This is a genomic window from Leisingera sp. JC11, assembly GCF_040704725.1.
Taxonomy (GTDB): domain Bacteria; phylum Pseudomonadota; class Alphaproteobacteria; order Rhodobacterales; family Rhodobacteraceae; genus Leisingera.
The window spans coordinates 24,768-48,590 of the sequence record NZ_JBFCVS010000019.1 but is presented as its reverse complement, the minus strand read 5'-3'; the positions used below and the strand labels follow the sequence as shown (position 1 = coordinate 48,590).

Genomic DNA, 23,823 nt, shown 5'->3' with positions numbered 1-23,823 from the left:
CTGCCGCTGTCATAGCGGCGGCAGCTGCTGGCGGAAAGGGGCGGGCGGCCAGATCAGGCCAATCAGATCAGGCAGGTCTTGGCGGCCAGCTCATCAATCAGGACACGCTGGTTTTCGCTGTAGTCCACCGGCACGTCGATCAGATGCACGCCGCCTGCGGCAAAGGCCGCCTCAAACGTTGGAACCAGGTCCTCGGTCCGGGTGATCCGGTGGCCGGTGGCGCCGTAGCTGGCGGCGTATTGCACGAAATCCGGGTTGTTGAACTCCAGCCCCCAGTCGGCAAAGCCGACGTGCGCCTGTTTCCAGCGGATCATGCCGTAGGCGCTGTCGTTCAGCACCGTGACCACCAGGTTCAGGCCCAGCCGAACTGCGGTTTCCAGCTCCTGGCTGTTCATCATGAAGCCGCCGTCGCCGCAGATCGCCATCACCCGGCGGTCCGGGTTGAGAAGCGCCGCCATCATCGCCGAGGGCAGGCCCGCGCCCATGGTTGCCAGCGCGTTGTCCAGAAGCACGGTGTTGGGCCGATAGGCCCTGTAGTTGCGGGCGTACCAGATCTTGTAGATGCCATTGTCCAGCGCGATGATACCGTTTTCGCCCATCACCTTGCGGGTGCCGGCGACCAGCCGCTGCGGGATCACCGGGAAGCGCGGGTCGTCGGCGCCTTCGGCGATGTGCGTGTCGGTATCCGCCTTCATGCGCCCGAAGAAGCTGCGGTCGAAGTCGAGCGGGCCGCCAAGGGCCTCGCCCAGCCGGGTGATGGTTTGAGCCAGATCGCCGACCACCTCCATCTGCGGGAAATAAACCTGATCGACCTGCGCCGCCTTGTAGTTCACGTGGATGACCTTGGTGCCGCCGTGCTCCATGAAGAAGGGCGGTTTTTCGACCACGTCGTGGCCCACGTTGAGGATCAGGTCGGCGCGTTCGATGGCGCAGTGCAGGTAATCGCCGTCCGACAGCGCTGCGGTGCCCAGGAACAGACCGGAGCGTTCGTCGATCACCCCTTTGCCCATCTGGGTGTTGAAGAAGGGGATCTGCACCTGCTCTGCGAAATCACAGAGCGCCGCGCGCGCCTTGCGGCGGTTGGCGCCGGCCCCGACCAGCATCAGCGGCATCCTGGCGCTGCGGATCATCGCGGCCGCCTCCCGGAGCACGCTGCCGCTTGCCACCGCGTAGTTGCGCGGGGTGGGGGAGAGCACCGGGGCATCGGTCTCCTCTGCCGCGATGTCCTCCGGCAGCTCAAGCAGCACCGCGCCCGGGCGTTCCTCCTCTGCGGTGCGGAAGGCCTCGCGGATCAGGGCCGGGATGGTGTTGCCGTGCACGATCTGGCGCGACATCTTGCAGACCGGATCAAAGAGGTTGACCACGTCGATGATCTGGAACCGGCCCTGTTTCGATTTCTTGATCGGTTTTTGCCCGGTGATCATGATCAGCGGCATCGCCCCCAGATGGGCATAGGCCGCGGGCGTTGCCAGGTTGGTGGCGCCGGGGCCGAGGGTGGCCATGCAGACGCCCGGTTTGCCGGTGAGGCGGCCATAGGTCGCCGCCATGAAGCCCGCGCCCTGTTCGTGGCGGGTCAGGACCAGCTTGATCTTCGAGGTGCGCAGCGATTCCAGCAGGTCGAGGTTCTCTTCGCCCGGAACGCCAAAGATATATTCGACGCCTTCGGCCTCCAGCGCGGCCACGAGGAGATCGGAGGCTTTGGCGGGGCGGGACGTGTCTGGCATGGGGTCTCCTTTGCTGTCCGGATCGGGGCGGGTCATTGCGCTGCGTACTGCTGGGCCTGTTCCGGGTACAGCTCAGCCATTGAGGCCGACCGGCCGTTATCGAGCACGATCCGCGCGTGGTAGCGCCGCAGCAGCCGCGGTTCCGTGACGCCGCAGCTGCGGGCGATGATGGTGGCCTCCTTGACCATGTTTTTGGCATAGGAGGCGACGCGGTTGGCCTTGCTCATGGGGTCGAGGCCGAATTGCAGCTTGGGGTCATGGGTGGTGATGCCGGTGGGGCAGGTGTTCTTGTTGCACTGCAGGGCCTGGATGCAGCCGAGCGCAAACATGAAGCCGCGGGCGGAGACCACGAAATCGGCGCCGGCGCAGAAGGCCCAGGCGGCCTCTGACGGGTTGATCAGCTTGCCGCTGGCGCAGACCTTGATGCGCTGGCGCAGCCCGTAGCGGGTCAGGACATCCACCGCCAGCGGCAGGCTTTCGCGCAAGGGCATGCCCATGTTGTCAATCAGGCTCATCGGGGCGGCGCCGGTGCCGCCGTCGGCGCTGTCGATGGTGATGAAATCGGGGGCGCTGGCCTCGCCGCGGGCGAGGATCTCCTGGCAGAGCCCGTCGAGGAAGCCATAGGCGCCCAGCACCGCCTTGAAGCCCACCGGCTTGCCCGTCACCTCGCGGACATAGGCGATCATGTCCAGAAGCTCGCCTACGGTGGCGGCCTCCGGGTGGCGGTTGGGGCTGATCGCGTCTTCGCCGGGCGTCAGGCCGCGGATGGCGGCGATTTCCTCGGTCACCTTGGCACCGGGCAGGATGCCGCCCTTGCCGGGCTTGGCGCCCTGGCTGAGCTTCAGTTCGAACATGCGGACAGTTTCATGCGCGGCGACGGCGCGGAGCTTCTCTTCGTCAAAGCCGCCCTCGGGCTTGCGCACGCCGAACTTGCCGGTGCCGATCTGGAACACGATGTCGCAGCCGCCCTCCAGGTGGTAGGGTGACAGGCCGCCTTCGCCGGTGTTGAGCCAGATGCCCGCCTTCTTGGCGCCGCGCGACAAGGCGCGGACGGCCGGAACCGAAATGGCGCCGAAGCTCATGCCGGAGATGTTGAAGATCGACGATGTGGTGTAAGGCGTGCGCGCATTGGGGCCGATGGTGACGGCGGCGGGCGGGGCAGCGCTGTGTTCCAGGTCCGGAAAGGGGGCGTTGGCGAAATAGACGGTTCCCGCCGGGCGCAGGTCGCGGGTGGAGCCGAAAGCGACGGTGGAATCCACGTTCTTGGCGGCGCGGTAGACCCAGGAGCGTTCGGCGCGGTTGAACGGCATTTCTTCGCGGTCCAGCGCAAAGAAATACTGCCGGAAGAATTCGCCCAGATGCTCGAACAGGTAGCGGAAGCGGGCGATCACCGGGTAGTTGCGCCGCAGGGTGCTGGCGGTCTGGGTCTTGTCACGGATGTAGATCGCAATCAGCCACAGGAGGCCGGCGCCGATGGCAAAGATGAAGGCGTAGGACAGGATTTCGAGCAGCGCCAGGACGGTGCTGGATATCTGGGACATGTTTTCCTTCGCTCCTCTGAGGCCGGGCGGTGCGGGCCTGGTTTTTTTTGCCACTCGAGACTGCGCCATTGCGGCGGAACTTGCAGCCGCGGGGCGGTCACATCCTCGGGAGCCGCAGTGCGGATTGCAGTGAGCTGTCCCAAGAGGCAACGTGCCGCCGCCCGGAACGGTTCCGCGCGGCGCAGGTTAATTGTTCCCGGATAGTGCGGCAGAGGCGCAGAAGTTGTCCAGCCTTGGGTGCGAAGGGCAAGGCTGGAGCGGCCCGCGGCGTGCCGCGGTTCGCAAAGAGACGCCGGGGGAGCCGGCACACGGCCCGGAAACCCGTCCCGGCGCCTGGTGCATTGCGCTCAGTCCAGTGGAAGCTGTTGCAAAATCCGGTCCACGCCTGCGCTGACGGCCTTGGCATCTTCCGCGGGGTACAGCGGCGCAAGACGTCCGGCGTCATTGTCATAGTAGCGCCCTGAGACGTCTGCGAAGTCTTCGGAGAGGGCGGCCCGGGTCAGGATATCGACGCCGATGTTGAGGTCATTGCCGGAGGTGCCAAAGCCCTCGCGCACCATCCGTGTGGCCAGCAGCGAGCCGGGATTGACGGCAATGGAGACCGGGCCTTGGGGGTGCTCGGACGCGAAATGCTGGCTCCAAAGGGTGATGGCAAGCTTGCTTTGGGCGTAGGCCTCCATCGCTTGCAGGGGGCTGCCGCCTGCCATCGCGTCCAGGTCGACAGGCGCCTGCGCGGCGGAAGACAGGTGGATGATGCGGCCATTCCCGGGAATGACGGGCAGTAGCCTCTGCGTCAGCAGCGCAGGGGCGAAGGTGTTGACGGCAAAGCGCACGTCGAAGCCGCCGGGGGAGACGGTCTGCGCGGTCTTGAACACGCCGGCGTTGTTGATCAGCACGTCGATGGCGGGGTGGTCTGCATTGACCTGCCGGGCCATTGCCGCCGCTTGGTCCAGGGCGGACAGATCGGCCTGCACGGTTGCCACCGTTGCGCTTGTCCCGCGCAGCTCCTGCGCGGCGGCCTCCAGCTTGCTTCTGTTGCGGCCGTGAAGGATGAGGCTGTGGCCCTGTCCGGCCAGCGCCTCAGCTGTGGCGCGGCCCAGGCCATCGGTTGCGCCGGTGATGAGAATGGTCTTGGTCATGAAATGTCCTCAGGCAAGGGCGGGCAGCACGCTGTGTGCCCGCCGTTCCAGTGTAGCAGCGTGAGGTCAGGCAGACAGGCCCGGCAGCACCTGCTTGCCGATGACGCGGCCGCTTTCCTGCCGTTTGTGGGCCTCGGCGAGGGTCTCTGGGGTGAGCGCATCGGCGCGTTCTGTCACGGTGGGGATGAGCTCGCCCGCGTCCAGCATGGCGGAGACGCGGTTCAGCAGATCGCGCTGCGCGCCGATGTCGGACGTGGCGAACATGGAGCGGGTGAACATGAACTCCCACGAGATGCTGAGCGCCTTGGGTTTGGCGGGCGTGATGTCCAGATTCTGCGGGTCGTCGATCAGGGCGATGTGGCCGCGCGGGGCGATCAGCTCGACGATGGCGGGCCAGTGCTGGCCGGTGGCGGTCAGGGCGGCGACATACTCCGGCGCCAGTCCCAGGTCGCGCAGCTGTTCTGCCAGATTTCCCCGGTGATCGACGACGTGATCGGCGCCCATCTTGCGGACCCAGTCCTGGGTTTCGGGGCGCGAGGCGGTGGCGATCACCGTCAGCCCGGTCAGCCGTTTGGCCAGCTGGATCAGGATCGAGCCGACGCCGCCGGCCCCGCCGATGACCAGCAGGCTCTGCCCTGCGCCGCCGCCTTCGGTCAGGCGGAAGCTGTCGAACAGCATTTCCCAGGCGGTGATCGACGTCAGCGGCATCCCCGCGGCCCCGGTGAAGTCCAGCGAGGCGGGCTTGCGGCCAACGATACGCTCGTCAACGGCCTGGAACGCCGCATTGCTGCCGGGGCGGGTCACGTCGCCGGCATAGAACACCTCGTCCCCGACCTTGTAGCCGGCGACCTCAGTCCCGGTGACGGTCACCACCCCGGCGGCGTCAAAGCCGAGGATGCCCGGGCCGCCCTCTGGCGCAAGGGCAGCGCGCAGTTTCACGTCCACCGGGTTGACCGAGACGCCCTTGACCGCGACCACAAGGTCACGCGGGCCGGGCTGGGGCTGGTCCAGTTCCACCTCCTGCAGAGCGCCGCTGCCATCCACCGGGCCGGTCTGGGTGTATCCGATTGCTTTCATCTGTGCATTCCTTTGATTTGTCGCTTGGCAGCAGAGATACGCCTTTGAATTTCAGAAAAAACAGGTCATACCAGAGTTCAGAATTCGTGATTTCGATATAATGAGGGGCGAATGGATACCGATTGCCTGCGCCTGTTTATCGCCGCCGCCGAGCGGTTGAATATCTCTGCCGCCGGGCGCAGCCTGGGGCTGGCACCGGCGATGGCCAGCGCCCGGCTGGCGAAGCTGGAGCATGAACTGGGTGCAGAGCTGCTGCACCGCACGACGCGCAAGGTGTCGCTGTCGCAGGAGGGCGAGGCCTTTCTGCCCTATGCACGGGAGATTGTTGCCCAGTCGGAGGCGGGGCGCGCGGCGCTCGGGCTGAACGCGGCGGAGCCGTCCGGCACCCTGAGGTTTGCGGCACCTAGCAGCTTTGCCCAGCTGCACATCATGCCGCTGCTGCCCGCGTTCCATACGCTATACCCCCAGATCACGCTGGATCTGCGACTGTCGGACACGCGGTTCGACCTGATCGAAGGCAGCTTTGACCTGGCGCTGCGCAATGCGCCATTGCAGGACAGCAGCCTGCGCGGCCGCAAACTGGCCAATGACACGCGGATCCTGTGTGCCGCGCCGGAGTATCTGGCACGCCGCGGAACACCGCAGACACCGGACGAACTGCAAGGCCACGACTTCCTGTCCTGGGCCAATACCGCCCCGAGGCAGTTGATCCATAGCGGCGGAGAGCGGGCTGTGTTGGACCCCGCCCGGATGATCTGCCGCACGATCCTGGACGACGGTGCATCGCAGCGGGCGGCCACGCTTGCCGGTTGCGGACTGTCGGTGAATTCGCTGTGGAGCGTTGCGCATGAGATCACGGCGGGCCGCCTGGAGCAGGTGCTGCCCGGCTGGCAGCAGGATGATGCCTCTGTCCTGTGGCTGATCTATCCCCGCTCCAACGTGCTGACGCCCAAGGTGCGGTGCCTGATGGACTTCCTGCTGGAGAGGCTGGCGCCCGCCCTTCCGTGAAGCCCCGCGGCGGGCAATTCCTGCCCCACGGGGTCAGCGCCAGCGGCGGATTTCCACTAATATCTTGCCATAGCAGGTTTTCCCGGCCTATCGACGGGAATGCGCCTGATACCGTTCCTGATATCCGCCGTGGTGACTCTTGCCGTTGCGGCCGGCGTGTTCAGGGTGTCCAGCGCCTATTTCCGGTCAGAAGAGGTTTCACAGGCCGAAGGGCCGCTGTCGCTTTACCAAAGCTCCGTCGTTGCCGAGCTTGAGCGGTTCTCCCACCTGACCCATGTTCTGGCGCGGGATGCCGCGGTCATTGACGCGGCCAGCGGCAAGGACACCGGCGCGTTGAACCTGCGGCTAGAGGATTTTGCCGCCAAGGCGGGGCTGGATGCGATCTATCTGATGGATATGAGCGGGGTTGCCATCGCCGCCTCCAACTTCCGCGAGCCTGGCAGCTTTGTCGGGCAGAACTACGCATTCCGCCCCTATTTTCAGCAGCCTTTGCGAGGCGAACAGGGACGGTTCTATGCCATTGGCGCGACCACCGGCCTGCCGGGGTATTTCATCGCCGATGCTGTGCGCGGCAGGGATGGCGCGCTTGCCGGCGTCATTGCGATTAAGATCGGCTTCCAGCCGCTGGAGCGGAGCTGGAACAGTTCGGGCGAGCAGGTTTTGCTGGCCAATGAGGACGGCGTCGTGCTGCTGGCCTCCGACCCCGGGTGGCGGTACCGGGTACTGGCGCCACTGTCGGAAGACCAGCGGCAGCGAATCAAGGCGGCGCGGCAGTTTCCGGGCCAGGCATTGGCGCCGCTGGAGTGGCAGGCGGGCGAGGGGCCGCGCGCGGTGATTTCCGGGCGGGAGCAAATTCACCTGACGGCAAAGATCCCGCCGCACGGCTGGACGCTGCATTATTTCGCCAGCGACGGCCGGGCCGTGGCACGCAGCTGGCTTGTCACTTCGCTGGTTGGCTTTGCCGCAGGCTTGGCGCTGATCCTGTTTCAGGTCCAGCGGGCGCGCCGGATCAGCGCCGCGCTGGCGCGGTCCGAACGGGAGGAAGCGCAGCTGCGCCGCGCCAATGAGATGCTGGCGAGCGAGATCGAAGACCGCCGCACCGCGGAACGGCGGCTGAAGCGCACCCAGGACGAGCTGGAGCGCGCCAGCCGCCTGGCGGCCCTGGGCAGGCTGGCCGCGTCGGTGACGCATGAGCTGGGCCAGCCGATTGCGGCCATGAAGAACCATCTGGTCGCCGCGGAGATCGCTCCGGACAATTCCGCGGCGCTGCCAGCTAGGATCGGCGCGCTGGTGGACCGGATGGAGGGGATCACCCGGCAGCTCAAGTTCTTCGCGACGCCTGATGCGGAGGCGCAGACCGCGGTTGACCTGAACGCGGCGATGCGCGCCTCTGCCGCCCTGGTTGCCCCCAATCTGGAGGAGGCGGGGGCAGAGCTGCGGCTGGATCTGTGCCCCGGCCCGGTCAGCGTGCAGGGCAGCCGCCTGCGGATTGAGCAGGTGATGACCAACCTGTTGCGCAATGCCATTGATGCCAGCGAGGAAAGCGCCGCGCCGCTGATCGTGGCGCACACCGGCACCGCGGGGGGCGAGGTCTGGTTCGACATCCAGGATAATGGCCATGGCCTGGGCGCAGCCACGCTGGCCGATCTGCAGGAACCCTTTGTCACCACCCGCGAAAGCGGCCGCGGCATGGGCTTGGGCTTGGCGATCTCTGCCGGTATCGTGCAGGATCACGGCGGCACGATGACGGCCCGCAACAGGGAGGCGGGCGGTGCGGTATTCCGGGTCGTGTTTCCGGTCCGGCCAGCAGAGGAAGATCAGCCATGAGCAACGCCAGGCCCTTCAGCATCCTGGTCATTGATGATGACAAGGCGATGCGCCAGTCGGTGGCGGAACTGCTGGAGGCCGCGGGCTGGCAGGTCACAGCGGCGGCACGGGCGGCGGCGGGGCTGGAGAGACTGGCGGAGCTTCAGCCCGATGTCATCCTGTCGGATGTGCGTATGCCCGGCATGTCCGGGCTGGACCTGCTGACCGCGCTTGATCCTGCCGCGCCGCCGCTGGTGCTGATTTCCGCCCATGGCGACATTCCGATGGCAGTGAAGGCGATGCAGGACGGGGCCTATAGTTTCGTCGAGAAACCCTATGAACCGCGCCGTCTGCTGGCGATCCTGCGCCACGCCGCCGAGCAGCACCGGATGCAGCAAAGCAACACGCGGCTGAAGGCGCGGCTGTTTGCGCTGTCGGGGCTCGACCGGCTGCTGCTGGGGCAGTCGGCGCCGGTGGTGCAGCTTCGGCAGGACATCCTGGACCTTGCGGAGACCGGAACCACCGTTCTGATCGAGGGCGAGACCGGCACCGGCAAGGAGCTGGTTGCCCGCGCGCTGCACGATCTGGGGCCGAATGCCGATGCGCCGTTTCTGGCGCTGAACTGCGCCGCCCTGTCGCCGGCTACCTTTGAGGCGGAGATGTTCGGCACCGAGGGCGGGGCCGGAGGGCGGCTGCTGGCGGCTTCAGGGGGCACGCTGTTTCTGGATGAGGTCTGTTCCTGTCCGCTGGAAGTGCAGGCCAAGCTGCTGCGGGTGATCGAGGACAAACAGATCCTGCCCGCAGGCGGCCAGCTGCCGGTGCCGGTCAGTTTCCGCGTGGTCTCCGCCACGAATGAGGACGTGGAGCTGGCGGTTCAGGAGAACCGGCTGCGCAAGGATCTGCTGTTCCGCCTCAACACGATGGTGCTGAGCCTGCCGCCGCTGCGTCAGCGCCGCGATGACCTGATGCTGCTGGCGGCGCATTTCCTGGCGCATTTTGCGCAGCTTTATGAAGCCGCAGTGCCGGACATCTCTCAGGACGATCTGACCGCGCTGCTGGCGCATGATTGGCCGGGGAATGTGCGGGAGCTGCGCAGCGTCTGCGAGCGCCGGGTGCTGGCGGCGCGCCGCGGCGGCGGCAGCATGGCTGAAGCCATCCGCATGGACCAGCACCCCGACGATGTGCCGGACACCCTGCGCGAGGCGGTGGCTGCGTTTGAGCGCGAATTGATCGGCAAGGCGGTGAAAGCCCACGAGGGCCGCATGGATGCCGCCGCCGAGGCGCTGGGGATCGGCCGCCGCACGCTGAATGAAAAGATCGTCAAACTGGGCCTCGACAAGGACGCCCTTCTTTAGGGTTAGGACACTAGCCCGCGCGCCCTGCGGAAATCCGCAGGGCGGCCCGCAGATGCCGCGCGGTTTCCTTCATAGGCAGGCCGCCCGCCGTCCCGGATACTCCCCCAATCATATCCGCATGCATCTGGGAGGAGCACTGATGCACACTTATCTCAAGGGGGCCGCGCTGGCCGCCCTCACCGCCGCCTTTGGCACCGAAGCCCTGGCCACCGAATGGAACGTCTCGCTGTGGGGCAAGCGCCGGGCCTTTACCGAACATGTCGAGAAACTGGCTGATCTGGTCAGCGAGAAGACCGGTGGCGAGTTCACCCTGAACATCAGCTATGGCGGGCTCAGCAAGAACAAGGAAAACCTCGACGGCATCTCCATTGGTGCCTTTGAGATGGCGCAGTTCTGCGCCGGCTACCACCGCGACAAGAACCCCACCATCACCGTGCTGGAACTTCCGTTTCTGGGTGTGACATCGCTGGAGCAGGAAATCGCCGTTTCGCAAGCCGTCTACCAGCACCCCGCGGTGCAAAAGGATCTGGCCCGCTGGAACGCAACCCTGCTGATGCCCTCGCCATTGCCGCAGTACAACCTAGTCGGCACCGGCGATGTGCCCGGCACGCTGAAGGACTTTGAGGGGCTGACCGTGCGCGCAACCGGCGGTATCGGCAAGGCGATGGAAGCTGTCGGCGCGGTGCCCACCTCGATGTCGGCCACCGAGGTGCGCCAGGCGATGGACAGCGGCATCGTCAAGGCGGTGGCCTTTGCGCCGCATGCGCATATGTCCTTTGGCACCATCGAAAACGGCACCTGGTGGACCACCAACCTGAACCCCGGCACGGTGAACTGCCCGGTGGTGGTGAACACCGATGCGCTGGACAGCCTGTCCGATGAGCACCGCGCGGCGTTGCTGGGTTCGGTAGATGAGGCGCTGGCTCACTACGTGGACTTCTACAAGTTCAACTCTCTGGACACCTGGGAACCTGCGCTGGATGCGGCCCGCATTGAGCTGGTGACCTTCCCGGATGCGGAAATCGCCGCCTTCAAGGAGGCCGCCGCCGCACCTGCGGCCCAGGCGTGGATCGAGGAAAACGCCGCCCGCGGCCTGCCTGCGCAGGAACTTTACGACCTGGTGACAGGCCTGATCGCCGAAGGCAGCTGACCCTGCCGCGCCCCGCAGCCGCGCTGCGGGGCGTCTTTTTTCTCCCGTAAAACTGATGGAGTCCCGCTATGGCCGGCTCATCCCTCGTGCTGACAGACGGCAGCCGTCTCAGCGCGCTTGACCAGAAACTCTACCGTTTGGAAAAGCCCCTTGCCCTGCTCAGCGGCCTGGCGGTGTTTTCCCTGATGCTGCTTGCCGTTGGCTCAGTCGGCGGGCGCAATCTGTTCAACAGCCCGCTGCCGGGGTACGTCGACTGGATCGAACAGGCGATGCCGCTGATTGCCTTCATGGGTATTTCGTTCACCCAGCGCGACGGCGGCCATATCCGCATGGACATGCTGGTGGGCGCCCTCAAAGGCCGGGCGCTGTATCTGGCCGAGTTTCTGACCACTGCAACCGTGCTGGTCCTGATGCTGCTGATGGTTTGGGGCAGCTGGGCGCATTTCCAGCGCAGTTTCGACTTTGCCGCGCCGTGGTGGAGCGCTGACAGCTCGATGGATATCTCGCTGCCGCTCTGGCCTGCGAAACTGCTGGCGCCGGTGGCCTTCAGCGTGCTGTGCCTGCGCCTTTCGCTGCAGCTCTGGGCCTATGGACGTGCTTTGCGCAGCGGCACGGATAGGCCCGTTGCCGTCCCGATGATCGCCGATGCCGCCACCCAGGCAGCGATGGAGGCGGATCACGTCTCCGGCCACGACAGCTGAGGAATTTCTGACATGGAACCGATTGAAATTGGGCTGATCGTTTCAGCCGGGCTGCTGGTGATGGTGATCCTGGGCATGCGGGTGGCCTTTGCTGCCGCCGCCGCGGGGATGATCGGCCTCATCTGGATCTTCTGGGCCAAGTTCGGCTATGACCCTGCGCGTTTTGGCAAGGCGCTGACCATTGCCGTCAAGACCGCAGGGCAAGTGCCGCATTCCAAAGTGTCCAGCCAGGCGCTGAGCCTCATCCCGACCTTCATCCTGATTGGCTACCTCGCCTATTATGCGGGCCTCACCCGGGCGCTGTTCGAGGCTGCCAAGCGCTGGATGGCGTGGGTGCCGGGCGGGCTGGCGGTGTCCACCGTTTTTGCCACCGCGGGATTTGCCGCCGTGTCCGGTGCAAGCGTGGCGACGTCCGCCGTCTTTGCCCGCATCGCCATCCCGGAGATGCTCAAGATCGGCTATGACAAGCGCTTTGCCGCGGGCGTTGTTGCTGCCGGCGGCACCCTGGCGTCGCTGATCCCGCCCTCGGCCATTCTGGTGATCTATGCGATTATCGTCGAACAGGACGTGGGCAAGCTGCTGCTGGCAGGCTTCATTCCCGGTGCGTTTTCGGCAGTGATCTATGGCCTGCTGATTGTCGGCATGGCCGTCACGATCAAGGACTTCGGGCCGCGCGTCACCGGTTTCACCTGGCGCCAGCGGTTTGCCGCTTTGCCGCCTGCATTGCCTATTGTGTTTGTCGTCGTGACCATCATCTTCTTTGTCTACAACCCCTTTGGCGGCGACGCCTGGGGTACCCCGACCGAAGGCGGTGCCATCGGGGCCTTTGTGGTGTTCCTGATGGCCTTGCGCCACGGTATGCGCTGGCGGGAACTGAAGGATGCGCTTTTGGAGACCGCCAAGCTGAGCGTGATGATCTTCACCATCATCTGGGGGGTGCTGATCTATGTGCGCTTCCTCGGCTTTGCCGATCTGCCCGGCGCCTTTGCTGATTGGATCACCTCCCTGACCATGAGTCCGATGCTGATCCTGATCTGTATTCTGCTGGCTTATGCGGTGCTGGGCATGTTCATGGATGCAATCGGGATGCTGCTTTTGACGCTGCCGGTGGTTTACCCGGCGGTGATGGCGCTGAACGGCGGTGAGGCGGTTTCGGCAGCGGACAGCACCTTTGGCATGTCCGGCCCGATGTGCGCGATCTGGTTCGGTATCCTGGTGGTCAAGATGGCTGAGTTCTGCCTGATCACCCCGCCCATCGGCCTCAACTGCTTTGTGGTTGCGGGCGTGCGCGATGACCTGAGCGTGCAGGATGTGTTCAAAGGGGTGACACCGTTCTTCATTGCCGATGCCGTGACAATCGCGCTGCTGGTGGCCTTCCCGGCGATTGTGCTGTGGCTGCCGGGACAGGTCTGACACGTCTTTGATGCGCTGAACCGGGCCGCCCGCTGCTGGGCGGCCCGGCTGTTTTCAGCGGAAGGTCAGCTGGAAACAGGCGCCGAAGCCGGAGGGGACGACACTCAGGGTGCCGCCGAGGGCCTCTGCCGTTGCCTTGACGATGTTGAGGCCCATGCCGGTGCCGCCGCTGTCCCGCCGGGTGGTGAAGAAGGGCTGCAGGATCTTGTCCGCGTTGCCTGCGCTGATGCCGGGGCCGTCGTCTGCGATCTGAAGACAGGTGGCGGTGCCGTTCTGACAGGCGGTCAGCACGACCCCGGTTGCGCCATGCTGCTGCGCGTTTTCCAGCAGGTGGGTCAGGATAATCTGTAGGGTGCGCGCTTCCAGCGGCAGCGGCAGGGTGCCGTTCTCTACTTTGACGGCAAGGGCCGGGAAGGCCTGTGACATCTGCGGATGGATTTCGTTCAGGCAGCAGCTTCCTGCCATCGCGCTTTGATCGGCCAGGCTGAAGGCGCGCATGTTGGCCAGCAGGTCCTCCATCCGCTTGCCGCCCTTGTCCACGGTATCCAGCAGCCGGTGTTTCTGGGCCGGGGGCAGATCGTCGTCGCGCAGCAGCTCTGCCGCGCCTTTCAGAGCGGTGAGGGGGGACTTAAGCTCATGCGTGACATGGGCGGTGTAGGTCTTCAGCGCGTCCTGCTTGTTTTGCAGGCGGCCGGTCAGCGACTGGAAGCTGCGGCTCAGCTCCTCGATCTCGCGGGTGCCAAGCTGGTCCGGCGGCTCCCACGTCTGGTTGCCGTGGCCTGCCAGTTGGCTGCGCTGGATCAGCAGTTGGATCGGGCGGGTGATGAAACGCCAGAACACGTAGCCGATGAGCATGGTGGAGAGGGCAACAAAACCCGCGGCCTTGGCGAGGTTGAAGCGCTCGCCATAGAGGAAACGGAAGATGTGGTTCGGGGTGCGGCTGAGGTAGACCGCCCCGATCAGGGTTTGGTCCGCAAACACCGGCATCGCCACGAACACGCGCACGCGAGCGCCGCGGCTGAGAGTATAAAGCGCGGGCGGCGCATCCGCGCGCAGGCGGGTGCGCGCAACAGACACGGTCCGGCCGGCCAGTGCGCCCTGCACCTCCTCTACATGGCCCAGAAAGGTGCCGGTTTCGGCGGTGCCCGCAAAGACGTTGCCGCGGGTGTCGAGAAACCGGTAGCCGGCCAGCGTTTGCGCCTGCGCGGCATTGGCGATGCGGGTCAGCGGGGTTGCAATCTTCCGGTAAGGGGCGCCCGCAGGACCGGAGAGCGGTTTTGCGTCTGGCCGCGGCGGCAGCACGGTTTCGCTGTTGACGGACAGCGAGGGAAACACCGCGTGCTCGCCGGAGACGGCGCGCCCGCGGGGCGGTTTGGTGCCCGCCGCGCCTGCATAAAGCTCAGCATAGGCCGCCGACATCACCGCGGCCTGGGTCAGCAGGCTTTCCTCGGTCTGCTGCACCAGCTGGCTGTCGTAGAAGCGGAACAGTATCAGCCCGGCAAAGGGCAGGCACATGACCAGCGCCAGCACCAAGAGCACCACCGCCCAGAGCCGCGGCCGCCATTTGCGGGTCAGCCCGATGCGATTCAGGCTGGGGTGCATGCGCCCATCCTGAGGCCAACGCCGTGCACGGTTACGATCCCCTCGGCACAGCCCGCCTGCGCCAGCTTGGCGCGGATGTTGCGGATGTGGCTGTCGATGGTGCGGTCGGAGACATGGATGTTGTAGCCATAAAGCGCATCCACCAGCTGTGCCCGCGACAGCACCCGGTCCGGGCGGGCCATCAGGGTTGCCAGCAGCCGGAACTCCGACCCGGTCAGGGCCACTGGCACTGCGCCAAAGCGGCAGAGGTGGCGCTCCGCATTCAACACCAGGCTGCCCTGCGCCAGCACCGCTTCGGGCTGTGCCGGGGCGGCGGGGGCGCTGCGTTTCAGGATCGCCTTGATCCGGGCCACCAGTTCGCGCGGGGAGAAGGGTTTGGTCAGGTAGTCGTCGGCGCCCAGCTCAAGCCCGACGATGCGGTCGATCTCGTCATCGCGGGCGGTGAGGAACAGGATCGGCACGTCGGAGGATTTGCGGATCTCGCGGCAGACCTCCAGCCCGTCTTTTTCCGGCAGGCCGATGTCCAGCACGATCAGGTCGGGGGTATTCTCCCGGCTTGCGTTCAGCGCGGCGAGGCCGTCGCTGGCAAAGACGGTCTCATACCCAGCCTTTTCCACCGCGAAGCCGGTCACCTCAAGGATATCGGGATCGTCATCGACAACGAGAATGCGGGCTGGCATCAAATGGGGTCCTTCAATTCTGCTGCTGATAATAGGCTTGGATCTGCCACCTCCGAAAGCCCCATTCGCGCCAGTTGGTGATGGCGGTCTTGTAGAGGTCATAGTGCATTGCGCTGCCGCAGACCTGCTGTCCGGTTTCGGTTTCAAAGGCATGGACAGCGGGGTAGGCCCCGGCGCCGAGGGTGCAGATGTAATATGTGTCCTGTTTCACCAGCGTGCTGCCGTGGGTCAGGTTGTAGCGGGCGATGACCTCGGCGAAGTTCACGAAGCCGCAGATGTAGAGGGTTCCTGCAAGGGCGGCAAAGCACCGGCGCAGCAGCCAGGCATTTCCGTGGCCGCGATGGATCTGCACCACGGTCAGCACCAGCCCCGCCAGCACCAGCGCCATCCAGATGAAGGCAGCAATCCGCAGGTAGGTCAGCGCATAGGCCTCGACATAATGGTGCAGCCGGATGGCGGCGGTCAGCACCAGGAAAATGTTCTGCGCCAGCCACAGGTAGACCAGGGTGCGCAGGGTTCTGTCGGTGCCGGTCATGCTGCGCGTCACCAGTGTGAACACACCGGCCAGCAGCGCCGTCACCACCAGCGGATAGGATCCACGGTGGGCGTAAGAAGCATAGCTCATCCCGTCTGGCAGGGACACGCCGCCAGTCAGGATGCCAAGATCCATCACCGTTTGGACCAGAAACAGCAGGTTGAACAGCACCAGCGAATTGCGCACCGAAACCGGGTTGATGAGAAAGGCGGCCCGGCTGGGGCCTGCCTTTTGCACGGAAACGGGCGGTGCTGCACTGCCCAGCCATGTCCCGCTGAGGTTGAGGCAGGGCCACAGCAGGGCTGCCGTCACGGTCCAGAACAGGAGCCGCAGCCAGAATTCCAGCTCGAACAGGCGGCCTGGGTCCAGCTCTGCCAGAACCTCCTCCAGCACCGGGTTGGCGGCAGCCAGAAGCATCAGGAAGACCGCCCCCATGAGCAGCGGCAGCGCCATCGCTGCCGCCTGGCGGCGGGCGCCTGAGGTGAGGTCCGTGGCGGGCATGGCGCGGAATGCATCGCGCAGCAGCAGCGTGGCGCCGATGGTGGGCAGGCGCAGGGCGGTGCGCAGCGCCAGCCGTTCGCTGGCCGCCTGGCCGTAGACCGCCCAGACCACAAGGCAGACCAGACCGCCGAGGCTGAACAGAACCGACAGGAACTGCAGCTCAATGGCGGCGGGCAGGTTGCTGAGCACAGCAAAACCTGCCGCGCCGGCCCATTCCCGGGCCGTTGGCCGCCGCGGTTTCATCGCCATGACGGCGGCAGAAAGGACCAGCGTAAAAACAGCAACCGAGATGCCTGCAGGCTGTTCCCAGAACAGCCAGTCCGCAACCGCAATCAGGGCCGCCAGAAGCGGTATCGCATGGCGGATCCGCAAAGCGGCGATGAGCGGCCCGCCGTCCTGCGGGCGGCGGGGCTGAGCCTGCGGCGGCCCGTCCGCCGTTTCCAGCCACCACCCATCCAGCCTGACGCTGTCGGGCACCCCGTGAATAACCAGTTCCTGCCTCATGTCCTGTCTCCTGCTCTCAAATCTCTTTGCCAGGCAGGATGAGGCCCGCGGTTGCAGCTTTGGCGTGCTGTTTCCGCAGGTTTCAGGGGGCTTTTGTGCAGATTTCGTGCAAGGATGAAGCGTCCGCTGCTTGCCTTTGAAGGGAGAGATTCCGCGGACTTCCCCCTGGGCATGCTTCTGCAGTTTTCGGCCGCGGGTGCGGCGGGCCGCCTTCTATTATTCGTTACGGCAGGTTGAGGCTGGTTGCGGTCAGCGGTCCATCTTTTGTTCCGCAAAGGCACGGGCAGCGGCCACCGCCTCCGGGTCCGGCTCAACCCCGGTGAAGCCCAGTAGGTATCCTTCCAGCCGGGCGGTGCGGGCCTGCATCGGTTCGCGTACCTCCAGTGCGTGGTAACCGCACTGCATGAAGTAGAGGATCCGGGCGCGGGCCTCTGCCTCATAGGCGGAGTAGCCGTGGCGTTCGAACATCGCCGTCACCGCAGCCAGCCGCTGCGCATCCGCCGCGTCGATCCGGTTGCGCACCTTGCCGTCGCGGCGCGACCATTCGCGGACCGCGAAGTCCAGGCTGGCATCGAACAGGTCCGGGTCGACAAAACAGCGGAAGAAATTGCAGACCGCCCAGGAGATATTGGCGGCGGGCAGTTCGCAGTGGTCGAGGATGGGCGCGGTGTTGCGCGATTCCCAGTCGTCCAGCAGCGCCTCCAGCAAGTGTTTGCGGCTTTTGAAGTACCAGTAGAAGCTGGAGCGTGAGACCCCCAGACGCTCACCGATGGCCAGCACCTTGACCCCGGCCACGCCTTCGCTGACCAGCAGGTCGCGGGCCACGTTCAGCCAGTCTTCCGGCGTCACCTTCACATGGCCGCTGAGCGGCTCCTTGTCCGGGTTGTCCCGGTGCAGCACAGGAGCCGCGCGTCTGGTCATATCAGCTCTCCGGCGGGGCGCCGCCTTCTGCGGTGCGCTTGGCGATGAAGCTTCGCAGCGCTTCAGCGCGGGTTTCGTCCGTCACAGGCCGGGTATCATGGGCGAGGATCTCCTTCCAGACCCGGGTGGCGCGCTGGCTGGCGTCCAGGGCACCTCGTTCTGTCCAAGTGCCGAAATTGGCATAGTCATGCACCACAGGCTCATAGAATTCCGTGCTGTAGCGGTCCATGGTCTGGGGCGCGGCAAAGAAATGCCCCTGCGGCTCTACCTGTGTCAGCGCGCTGTCGTAGCCGATTTCGTCTGTCCCGGCTTGGGCGCCTGCGCAAAGTTCGGCAATCATATTCAGGACTTCGGCGTCGGTGACCAGTTTCTCGTATGAAACCGAAAGCCCGCCTTCGAGCCATCCGGCCGAGTGGATGATCACGGTTGCACCGGCCATCAGGCAGCCCCAGAGGCCCATCTGGTTTTCATTGGCCGCCTGCACGTCGTTGATGTTTGAGGCCGATCCGGCAGCGGACCTCCAAGGCAGGCCGAGGTGCCGCGCCAGCTGGCCTGCGGCCAGCGAGGCCTGGAAATGCGCGGGCGTGCCAAAGGCCGGTGCGCCGGACTTCATGTCGACGTTGGAGGTGAAAGTTCCATAACACACCGGCGCGCCGGGGTTTGTCAGCTGAGTCAGGGTCAGCGCCGCCAGCACCTCAGCATGGCTGAGGGTGATGGCGCCCGCCACGGTGATTGGCGCCATCGCCCCCATCAGGGTGAACGGCGTGATGATCGAGACCTGGCCGTGCCGTGCAAAGTCGATCAGACCCTGCGCCATCGGAATGTCCAGCGTGCGGGGGCTGTTGGTGTTGATGATGGTGTAGCAGCGCGGCTCAGACCGGAAATCAGCGTCCGACAACCCGCGAAAATCGCGGATCATCTCGAAGCAGTCCATCACCTGCGGCGTGCCGCGCGAAAAGATGAAGGGGAACTTGTCGGTCCGGGTCATCTGCGCCTCGGTGGTGAAGTAGTGGCGCAGATGGATGGGAACGTCCTGCGGCTCCACCTGGGGGGAGATCATGTGGAAGACGTCAAAATGGTGGGTGAGCTGCAGATATTCCAAATAATCCCGGGCTGAGCCGGGGCGGCGGCCGCGTTCCAGATCGGTGGCATTGGGGGCGCCAGCGCCGGCCTGGAACACCAGGCTGCCCAGCTCCAGCGTGATATCGCGGTCCCGTGCCCCGGCGCGGCAAGTGATCGAGCGGGGGGCAGAGGCCAGCGCCGCCTCCACCACGTCGCGGCCGATATAGACCATTTCGCTGTCTTCATCGACGCGGGCGCCACCCTTGGCGTAGATCTTGCGCGCCTCGGGCAGCAGCACCTTCATGCCCAGTTCTTCCAGCATTTTCAGCGCGGTTTCATGCATGTCCGCGATCTGATGCGCCGGGAAGACCTCCATCAGCGGGAAGGGGTTCTTGAGCTGGCGGTAGTTTACCTTGCGCTGCGGGGCCGGGGCGGCCTCGGCCCCGCGTCCCCGCCGCCGGCGTCCGCGGGCATTGCCTTCGTTTTCGATGGTCATCGTGTCAGCCTCTCATCGCTTTGCCGGAGGGGTCGTAGGGGGAGGGGGCAATCACGCGGGCGGCGCGTTCCTGGCCCACGATGTGGACGGTCAGTCCGGTACCCTCTGCGGCCGCGTCGCGGTCCACCATTGCCATGGCGAGCGATTTTCCCACGGTATGGCCATAGCCGCCGGAGGTGACAAAGCCGACGCGGGTTTCGCCCAGCCAGACCGGTTCGTAGCCGCTGGCGTCAGCGTCGGTTGCGTCCACCTCTAATGTCACCACAACCTGTTCCGGGCCGCCTGCGTCACGTTCCTTCAGCGCGGCGCCGCGGCCAATGAAATCCTTGTCCCAGTCGATCCAGCGGTCCATGCCGGTTTGTGCTGCGGTGTAGCCTTGGGTGAATTCGGCGCTCCAGATGCCGAAGCTTTTCTCCAGCCGCAGCGATAGCAGCGCGTTGAAACCGTATTCGCGGATGCCGAGGTCGGCGCCAGCCTCCAGCAGGGTTTCGCGCAGGGTGATGTGCTCGGCGGCGGAGCAGTGGAGCTCATAGCCCAGTTCACCGGCGACCGAGAGGCGGCCGACCTTGAGGCGCAGCATGCCGATGTCGAAGGTGCCGCAGCCCATGAAGGGGAGGTCCGCGATGGGGCCGTCTGTCAGCTTTTCCAGCACCTTGCGGCTGTTCGGGCCGGAGAGGCTGAAGCCGGTGATGGCGTCGGTCTCGTCGCGCACCTCGACGCCGTCGCCCATGTGGTCCTGGAACCAGCGCATGTGCCATTCGCGCAGGTAATAGCTGCCCATGATCCACCAGGTTCCGTCGCCCCAGTTGAACACGGTGAGATCGCCCTTGAGGCGGCCCTCTGGCGACAGCATCGGCGCGAGTTTGGCGCGGCCGGGTTTGGGCAGTTTCGAGGCCATGAGGCGGTTGAGCCAGGCCTCTGCTCCGTCGCCTGAGACTTCGAATCGGGAGAAGGCGGAGATGTCCAGTAGCCCCACGGCCTCGCGCACTGCCTTGCATTCATCTGCGACGATCTCAAACGCGTTGGAGCGTTTAAGGGTCGGGGTTTCGGTGAAGTCTTCCGACGGGGCGAAGTAGAGCGGGATTTCCAGCCCGTAGGTGGCGCCCCAGCGGCAGCCTGCGCGGGTCATGTCCGAGTAGGCGGGGGCCTTCTTCAGCGGGCGGCCCGCGGGCAGCTGCTCGTTCGGGTAGGTCATCACGAAGCGGCGGGTGTAGAACTGGCCGGTGGTCTCCTTGATGAAGCGCTTGTTCTGGGCGTAGTCGCCGAAACGGGCCACATCCATGCCGAACACATCCGCCTCCGGCTCGCCGTGGATCATCCATTCGGCCAGAGATTTGCCGACGCCGCCGCCCTGCAGGAAGCCCGCCATCACGCCGCAGGCGCACCAGTAGCCGGGCTTGCCGCGCACCGGGCCGACCAGCGGGTTGCCATCGGGGGCAAAGGTGAAGGCCCCGTTGACCCAGGTTTTCACACCGGTGGTTTGCAGTGCCGGGTAGCGCTCAAACCCCAGGGTCAGTTCGCGCTCGATCCGGTCGGGGTCTTCCTGTTGCAGTTCGAACCCGTATTCCCAGGGCGCGCCGTCCATCATCCAGTGCTCGTGGTCGATCTCGTAGATGCCCAAGAGGATGCCCTTCTGATCCTGGCGCATATAAGTGAAGCCTTCCAGGTCCACGGTCATCGGCACCTCGAAGTCGAGCTGTTCCAGTTCGGGGATGGTGTCGGAGATCAGGTAGTGGTGGTTGAGCGGCGAGACCGGCAGTTCGATGCCCGCCATGCGGCCCACCTGCTTGGCCCAGAGGCCTGCGGCGTTGACCACATGTTCGGCGTGGATGGTGCCCTTCTCAGTGACGACCTGCCAGCCGCCCTCCACCTGGTGCAGCTCCAGCACGCGGTTGTGCTCAATGACTTCCGCGCCGCGCTTCTTGGCGGCGCCGGCATAGGCGTGGACGGTGCCGGTGGTGTCGACATAGCCCTCGCGGTCGGCCCACATGCCGCCGATGATGCCCTCGGTGGACATGATCGGACAGAGCTCGCCTGCCTCTTGCGGGGTGATCAGGCGGCAATCGTCGATGCCGATCGACTGGAAGGTGCGGTAGGCCGACTGCAGCCACTCCCAGCGGTCCGGGGTGCCTGCCAGCGTCATGCCGCCGGTCATGTGCATGCCGACGGATTGGCCGGATTCCTGTTCGATCTCGGACAGGAGGTCGATGGTATAGGCCTGCAAGCTGGCGATGTTGGGATCCGCATTCAGCGCGTGAAAGCCGCCGGCGGCGTGCCAGCTGGACCCTGCCGTCAGAACCGAGCGCTCGATCAGGCAGACATCGGTCCAGCCGAATTTCGCCAGGTGATAGAGGACGGAGGCGCCGACAACGCCGCCCCCGATGACAACTGCACGATAGTGCGACTTCATGGCTTTGCTCCCTGTCTGACACCGCCGGGCCAGCGGGGAGAGGCCCCCGAATCCGCCCTTTGGACATTGCTGTCCAATTCATCGGCGATCCTGGACACTCTTGTCCAGAGAAATCTTGCGCGGTGGTATCAGGAGCAGGGCAGGGTCAGAGATCCAGCTCGATCGTGTCCGTTGCCGGGACGGCGCAGCATATGAGCGCGTCACCGTCCTCGGGCGCGGCGGAGGGCGGGGTGCGATAGGCGAGTTTGCCTGCAAGAAGCCGGGTGGCGCAGCTGCCGCAATTGCCACTGCGGCAGCTGAACTCCGGCGTCAGCCCGTGGCTTTCGGCCAGCTCCAGCAGGGTGCCGTCCGCCGGGGTCCAGGGCTGTTCAAAGCCAGATTTCCTGAACCGGACGATGGCGGAGTCTGCTTGGGGTACCGCGTCCCGGAGGTTCGGGGCGTCTGTGGCGCGTTGCAGCGCGGAAGGCCCGAAAGCCTCGGCGTGGATGTCTGCATCCTGGACCCCAAGGCCCAGCAAGCCGTCATAGGCCGCCTGCATGAAACCGCCCGGGCCGCAGAGGTAGATATCGGCGTCCTCCTGCGGCAGCACCTGCTGCAGGACGCCGGCGCTGAGGCGGCCGGCATGATCGAAGTCCCGGCCTGTAGTTTCTGCAGCGGCAGGGGTGCTGATCAGCGAGACATAGCGGATCCGCCCGCCGGAGGCTCGCTCCAGATTGCGGAATTCGCGGGCAAAGGCGCGTTCCTGAGTGGTGCGGGTCGCGTGCAGGATGGTCAGCGGGCGCAGATGCCGGGTGCGGACCCCCTCGCGTAGCGCGTGGCGCGCCATGGCGATCATCGGGGTGATGCCGACGCCGCCGGCGATCAGAACCGCCGGGCGGTCCGCTGTGGTGTCCAGGAAGAACCCGCCGCGCGGCGCCTTGGCCTCGATTACCGCGCCGGTTTGCAGGTGGGCGTGCAAGTGGCGGGATACGGTGCCGGCCTCCTCGCGCTTGACCGAGATGCGGTAATGGCCCTCGCCGGGGGCGGAGGACACGGTGTAGGTCCGCACCAGTGGCTTTTGTGCGCCCGGCGGCGTGATGCGGATGGTCAGGAACTGGCCGGCCTCGGAGGGCAGCAGCGGGCCGCCGTCCTCCGGCTCCAGGTAGAAGGAGCGGATCACGGTGCTTTCCATGTCCGTCCGTGCAAGCCGATAGCGGCGCCAGGCGTTGCGCTGTTCCTCCAGCTTGGCGCGGGCCTCGGCCTCTGCCCAGGTGTCCGTCATCAGCGTATTGGGCGAAAAGGCACCGCGTTCGGCGCGCAGGGGCAGGATGCCTTCCAGCCAGGTGCCCTTGTGCAGGGTGAACCGCCAGCCGCGCTCAGCACCGTGGAAGGCAGTGACCTCCGGGTGCGTCTGGTCCAGCAGTTCGACGGTGCCGGTCAGCAGCAGCAGGCTGCCGGTGGTGAAGTCCGGGAACACCAGGCCCGCGCGCGGGTTCAGAAGGAAGTTTCCCAGCGTGTTGAAGTGGTTGTTGCCCGGGAAGTCTGGGATCGTCAGGCTGTTGCCGTCGATGCGGACAAAGCCGGGCCGCCCGCCGCGGTGCGAGACATCGACGCCTTCGCGTTCCGGGCGGCTGGCGGCGGGGATGTGGCTGGCGACAAAGAACATGTCGGTCCCGGCGATCAGCGCGGTATGGCTGCTGTCGAAGCCGGTGAAGTGCTGAGGCTGCGCGGGGGCGTGCTGTTCAGCCGGTTCCAGGCCGCGCAGCTGGATATACTGCGGGCAATTGCCGAAGGACTGGTCGACGCGCAGGGTAAAGCCATTGGGGCCGGCCGCAGACACCCGCCCGTTGACCCGGTTGCGGCGGCGGCTGTGCAGCTCGATTCCAAGCATGCCAAGCGCGGCGCCCTCGCGGATCGCGGCCTGCACCGGATCGCGGGTGTCCGGCTGCAGCGCGATATCCAGGTGCTGCGAGTCCGGTGAGGCGGCAAAACCGGGCGGGCCGCTCAGCAGGCTTGCCCAGGGCCAGCCTTCGCTGTCCACGGCGCCAACTGCCAGGAAAGGCAGCTGGGCATAGAACAGCCGGTGCTGGTCCGGCATGAATGAGCGGATCACCCTGCGACCGAAGGCCTCCATCATCTCGCGCTTGCCGGTGCGGCGCTGCATTTCCTGTTCGCCTTCATGGAAGGGGGAGGGGCTGTTTGCATCGAGGGGAGTCATG

The 23,823-nt window shown here is 65.7% G+C and carries 17 protein-coding genes; 6 read left to right on the top strand and 11 right to left on the bottom strand.

Annotation, left to right across the window (positions count from 1 at the left end; translation table 11 throughout):
* Window positions 1-62: 62 nt before the first annotated feature.
* The 4 genes from AB1A62_RS17985 to AB1A62_RS17970 form a co-directional block, all read right to left on the bottom strand.
* Window positions 63-1,724 (bottom strand): acetolactate synthase large subunit, encoded by a 1,662-nt coding sequence (locus tag AB1A62_RS17985; RefSeq protein WP_366662854.1) that lies wholly within the window; start codon window positions 1,722-1,724, stop codon window positions 63-65.
* A 32-nt stretch (window positions 1,725-1,756) separates the two neighbouring features.
* Complete coding sequence (locus AB1A62_RS17980) at window positions 1,757-3,265, bottom strand: FMN-binding glutamate synthase family protein (protein WP_366662853.1); 1,509 nt, start codon at window positions 3,263-3,265, stop codon at window positions 1,757-1,759.
* 347 nt (window positions 3,266-3,612) lie between these two features.
* Window positions 3,613-4,404 carry an SDR family NAD(P)-dependent oxidoreductase gene (locus AB1A62_RS17975; protein ID WP_366662852.1) on the bottom strand — a complete coding sequence of 264 codons (792 nt, stop codon included), beginning with the start codon at window positions 4,402-4,404 and terminating at the stop codon, window positions 3,613-3,615.
* 66 nt (window positions 4,405-4,470) lie between these two features.
* Window positions 4,471-5,481 carry a zinc-binding alcohol dehydrogenase family protein gene (locus tag AB1A62_RS17970; RefSeq protein WP_366662851.1) on the bottom strand — a complete coding sequence of 337 codons (1,011 nt, stop codon included), beginning with the start codon at window positions 5,479-5,481 and terminating at the stop codon, window positions 4,471-4,473.
* A gap of 111 nt (window positions 5,482-5,592) precedes the next feature.
* Between AB1A62_RS17970 and AB1A62_RS17965 the strand changes: the two genes are divergently transcribed.
* The 6 genes from AB1A62_RS17965 to AB1A62_RS17940 all read left to right on the top strand — a co-directional run bounded on the left by AB1A62_RS17965 (window position 5,593) and on the right by AB1A62_RS17940 (window position 12,914).
* Window positions 5,593-6,489, top strand: a complete 897-nt coding sequence (locus AB1A62_RS17965) for a LysR family transcriptional regulator (RefSeq protein WP_366662850.1) — start codon at window positions 5,593-5,595, stop codon at window positions 6,487-6,489.
* A 99-nt stretch (window positions 6,490-6,588) separates the two neighbouring features.
* Window positions 6,589-8,316 (top strand): ATP-binding protein, encoded by a 1,728-nt coding sequence (locus tag AB1A62_RS17960; protein WP_366662849.1) that lies wholly within the window; start codon window positions 6,589-6,591, stop codon window positions 8,314-8,316.
* The gene (locus AB1A62_RS17955; RefSeq protein ID WP_366662848.1) at window positions 8,313-9,650 is read left to right on the top strand and encodes a sigma-54 dependent transcriptional regulator; all 1,338 of its coding nucleotides are present in this window, start codon (window positions 8,313-8,315) and stop codon (window positions 9,648-9,650) included. The genes AB1A62_RS17960 and AB1A62_RS17955 overlap by 4 nt, the downstream gene beginning before the upstream one ends.
* A 139-nt stretch (window positions 9,651-9,789) precedes the next feature.
* Window positions 9,790-10,800, top strand: coding sequence for a C4-dicarboxylate TRAP transporter substrate-binding protein (locus AB1A62_RS17950; protein ID WP_366662847.1), 1,011 nt, complete (start codon window positions 9,790-9,792; stop codon window positions 10,798-10,800).
* 68 nt (window positions 10,801-10,868) lie between these two features.
* Window positions 10,869-11,501, top strand: coding sequence for a TRAP transporter small permease (locus tag AB1A62_RS17945; RefSeq protein ID WP_366662846.1), 633 nt, complete (start codon window positions 10,869-10,871; stop codon window positions 11,499-11,501).
* Window positions 11,502-11,513: 12 nt separating this feature from the next.
* Window positions 11,514-12,914 (top strand): TRAP transporter large permease, encoded by a 1,401-nt coding sequence (locus AB1A62_RS17940; protein WP_366662845.1) that lies wholly within the window; start codon window positions 11,514-11,516, stop codon window positions 12,912-12,914.
* A gap of 54 nt (window positions 12,915-12,968) precedes the next feature.
* Here AB1A62_RS17940 and AB1A62_RS17935 read toward each other — a convergent pair whose 3' ends face one another.
* From AB1A62_RS17935 to AB1A62_RS17905, 7 genes are all read right to left on the bottom strand, one after another.
* Complete coding sequence (locus AB1A62_RS17935; protein WP_366662844.1) at window positions 12,969-14,516, bottom strand: HAMP domain-containing sensor histidine kinase; 1,548 nt, start codon at window positions 14,514-14,516, stop codon at window positions 12,969-12,971.
* Window positions 14,501-15,196: a response regulator transcription factor gene (locus tag AB1A62_RS17930; RefSeq protein WP_366662842.1), complete on the bottom strand. Its 696-nt coding sequence runs from the start codon at window positions 15,194-15,196 to the stop codon at window positions 14,501-14,503. Before AB1A62_RS17930 ends, AB1A62_RS17935 begins: the two co-directional genes overlap by 16 nt.
* Before the next feature lie 13 nt (window positions 15,197-15,209).
* Window positions 15,210-16,736 carry a DUF4173 domain-containing protein gene (locus AB1A62_RS17925; protein WP_366662841.1) on the bottom strand — a complete coding sequence of 509 codons (1,527 nt, stop codon included), beginning with the start codon at window positions 16,734-16,736 and terminating at the stop codon, window positions 15,210-15,212.
* Window positions 16,737-16,985: 249 nt separating this feature from the next.
* A complete protein-coding gene (locus tag AB1A62_RS17920; RefSeq protein ID WP_366662840.1) occupies window positions 16,986-17,657 on the bottom strand; it encodes a TetR/AcrR family transcriptional regulator in 672 nt (223 codons plus the stop codon).
* 1 nt (window position 17,658) lies between these two features.
* On the bottom strand, window positions 17,659-19,215 hold the full coding sequence (locus tag AB1A62_RS17915; RefSeq protein ID WP_366662839.1) for a trimethylamine methyltransferase family protein: 1,557 nt from the start codon (window positions 19,213-19,215) through the stop codon (window positions 17,659-17,661).
* A gap of 4 nt (window positions 19,216-19,219) precedes the next feature.
* Window positions 19,220-21,625, bottom strand: coding sequence for an FAD-dependent oxidoreductase (locus tag AB1A62_RS17910; RefSeq protein WP_366662837.1), 2,406 nt, complete (start codon window positions 21,623-21,625; stop codon window positions 19,220-19,222).
* A 145-nt stretch (window positions 21,626-21,770) separates the two neighbouring features.
* Entirely contained in the window at window positions 21,771-23,822 is a 2,052-nt protein-coding gene (locus AB1A62_RS17905) for a pyridoxamine 5'-phosphate oxidase family protein (protein ID WP_366662836.1), read from the bottom strand.
* Window position 23,823: the final 1 nt, after the last annotated feature.

What these genes read in the sequence shown, in the direction of transcription:
- AB1A62_RS17985 (WP_366662854.1), bottom strand. Translation starts at nt 1,724, where the DNA reads ATGCCAGACACGTCCCGCCCCGCCAAAGCCTCCGATCTCCTCGTGGCC.
- AB1A62_RS17980 (WP_366662853.1), bottom strand. Translation starts at nt 3,265, where the DNA reads ATGTCCCAGATATCCAGCACCGTCCTGGCGCTGCTCGAAATCCTGTCC.
- AB1A62_RS17975 (WP_366662852.1), bottom strand. Translation starts at nt 4,404, where the DNA reads ATGACCAAGACCATTCTCATCACCGGCGCAACCGATGGCCTGGGCCGC.
- AB1A62_RS17970 (WP_366662851.1), bottom strand. Translation starts at nt 5,481, where the DNA reads ATGAAAGCAATCGGATACACCCAGACCGGCCCGGTGGATGGCAGCGGC.
- AB1A62_RS17965 (WP_366662850.1), top strand. Translation starts at nt 5,593, where the DNA reads ATGGATACCGATTGCCTGCGCCTGTTTATCGCCGCCGCCGAGCGGTTG.
- AB1A62_RS17960 (WP_366662849.1), top strand. Translation starts at nt 6,589, where the DNA reads ATGCGCCTGATACCGTTCCTGATATCCGCCGTGGTGACTCTTGCCGTT.
- AB1A62_RS17955 (WP_366662848.1), top strand. Translation starts at nt 8,313, where the DNA reads ATGAGCAACGCCAGGCCCTTCAGCATCCTGGTCATTGATGATGACAAG.
- AB1A62_RS17950 (WP_366662847.1), top strand. Translation starts at nt 9,790, where the DNA reads ATGCACACTTATCTCAAGGGGGCCGCGCTGGCCGCCCTCACCGCCGCC.
- AB1A62_RS17945 (WP_366662846.1), top strand. Translation starts at nt 10,869, where the DNA reads ATGGCCGGCTCATCCCTCGTGCTGACAGACGGCAGCCGTCTCAGCGCG.
- AB1A62_RS17940 (WP_366662845.1), top strand. Translation starts at nt 11,514, where the DNA reads ATGGAACCGATTGAAATTGGGCTGATCGTTTCAGCCGGGCTGCTGGTG.
- AB1A62_RS17935 (WP_366662844.1), bottom strand. Translation starts at nt 14,516, where the DNA reads ATGCACCCCAGCCTGAATCGCATCGGGCTGACCCGCAAATGGCGGCCG.
- AB1A62_RS17930 (WP_366662842.1), bottom strand. Translation starts at nt 15,196, where the DNA reads ATGCCAGCCCGCATTCTCGTTGTCGATGACGATCCCGATATCCTTGAG.
- AB1A62_RS17925 (WP_366662841.1), bottom strand. Translation starts at nt 16,736, where the DNA reads ATGAGGCAGGAACTGGTTATTCACGGGGTGCCCGACAGCGTCAGGCTG.
- AB1A62_RS17920 (WP_366662840.1), bottom strand. Translation starts at nt 17,657, where the DNA reads ATGACCAGACGCGCGGCTCCTGTGCTGCACCGGGACAACCCGGACAAG.
- AB1A62_RS17915 (WP_366662839.1), bottom strand. Translation starts at nt 19,215, where the DNA reads ATGACCATCGAAAACGAAGGCAATGCCCGCGGACGCCGGCGGCGGGGA.
- AB1A62_RS17910 (WP_366662837.1), bottom strand. Translation starts at nt 21,625, where the DNA reads ATGAAGTCGCACTATCGTGCAGTTGTCATCGGGGGCGGCGTTGTCGGC.
- AB1A62_RS17905 (WP_366662836.1), bottom strand. Translation starts at nt 23,822, where the DNA reads ATGACTCCCCTCGATGCAAACAGCCCCTCCCCCTTCCATGAAGGCGAA.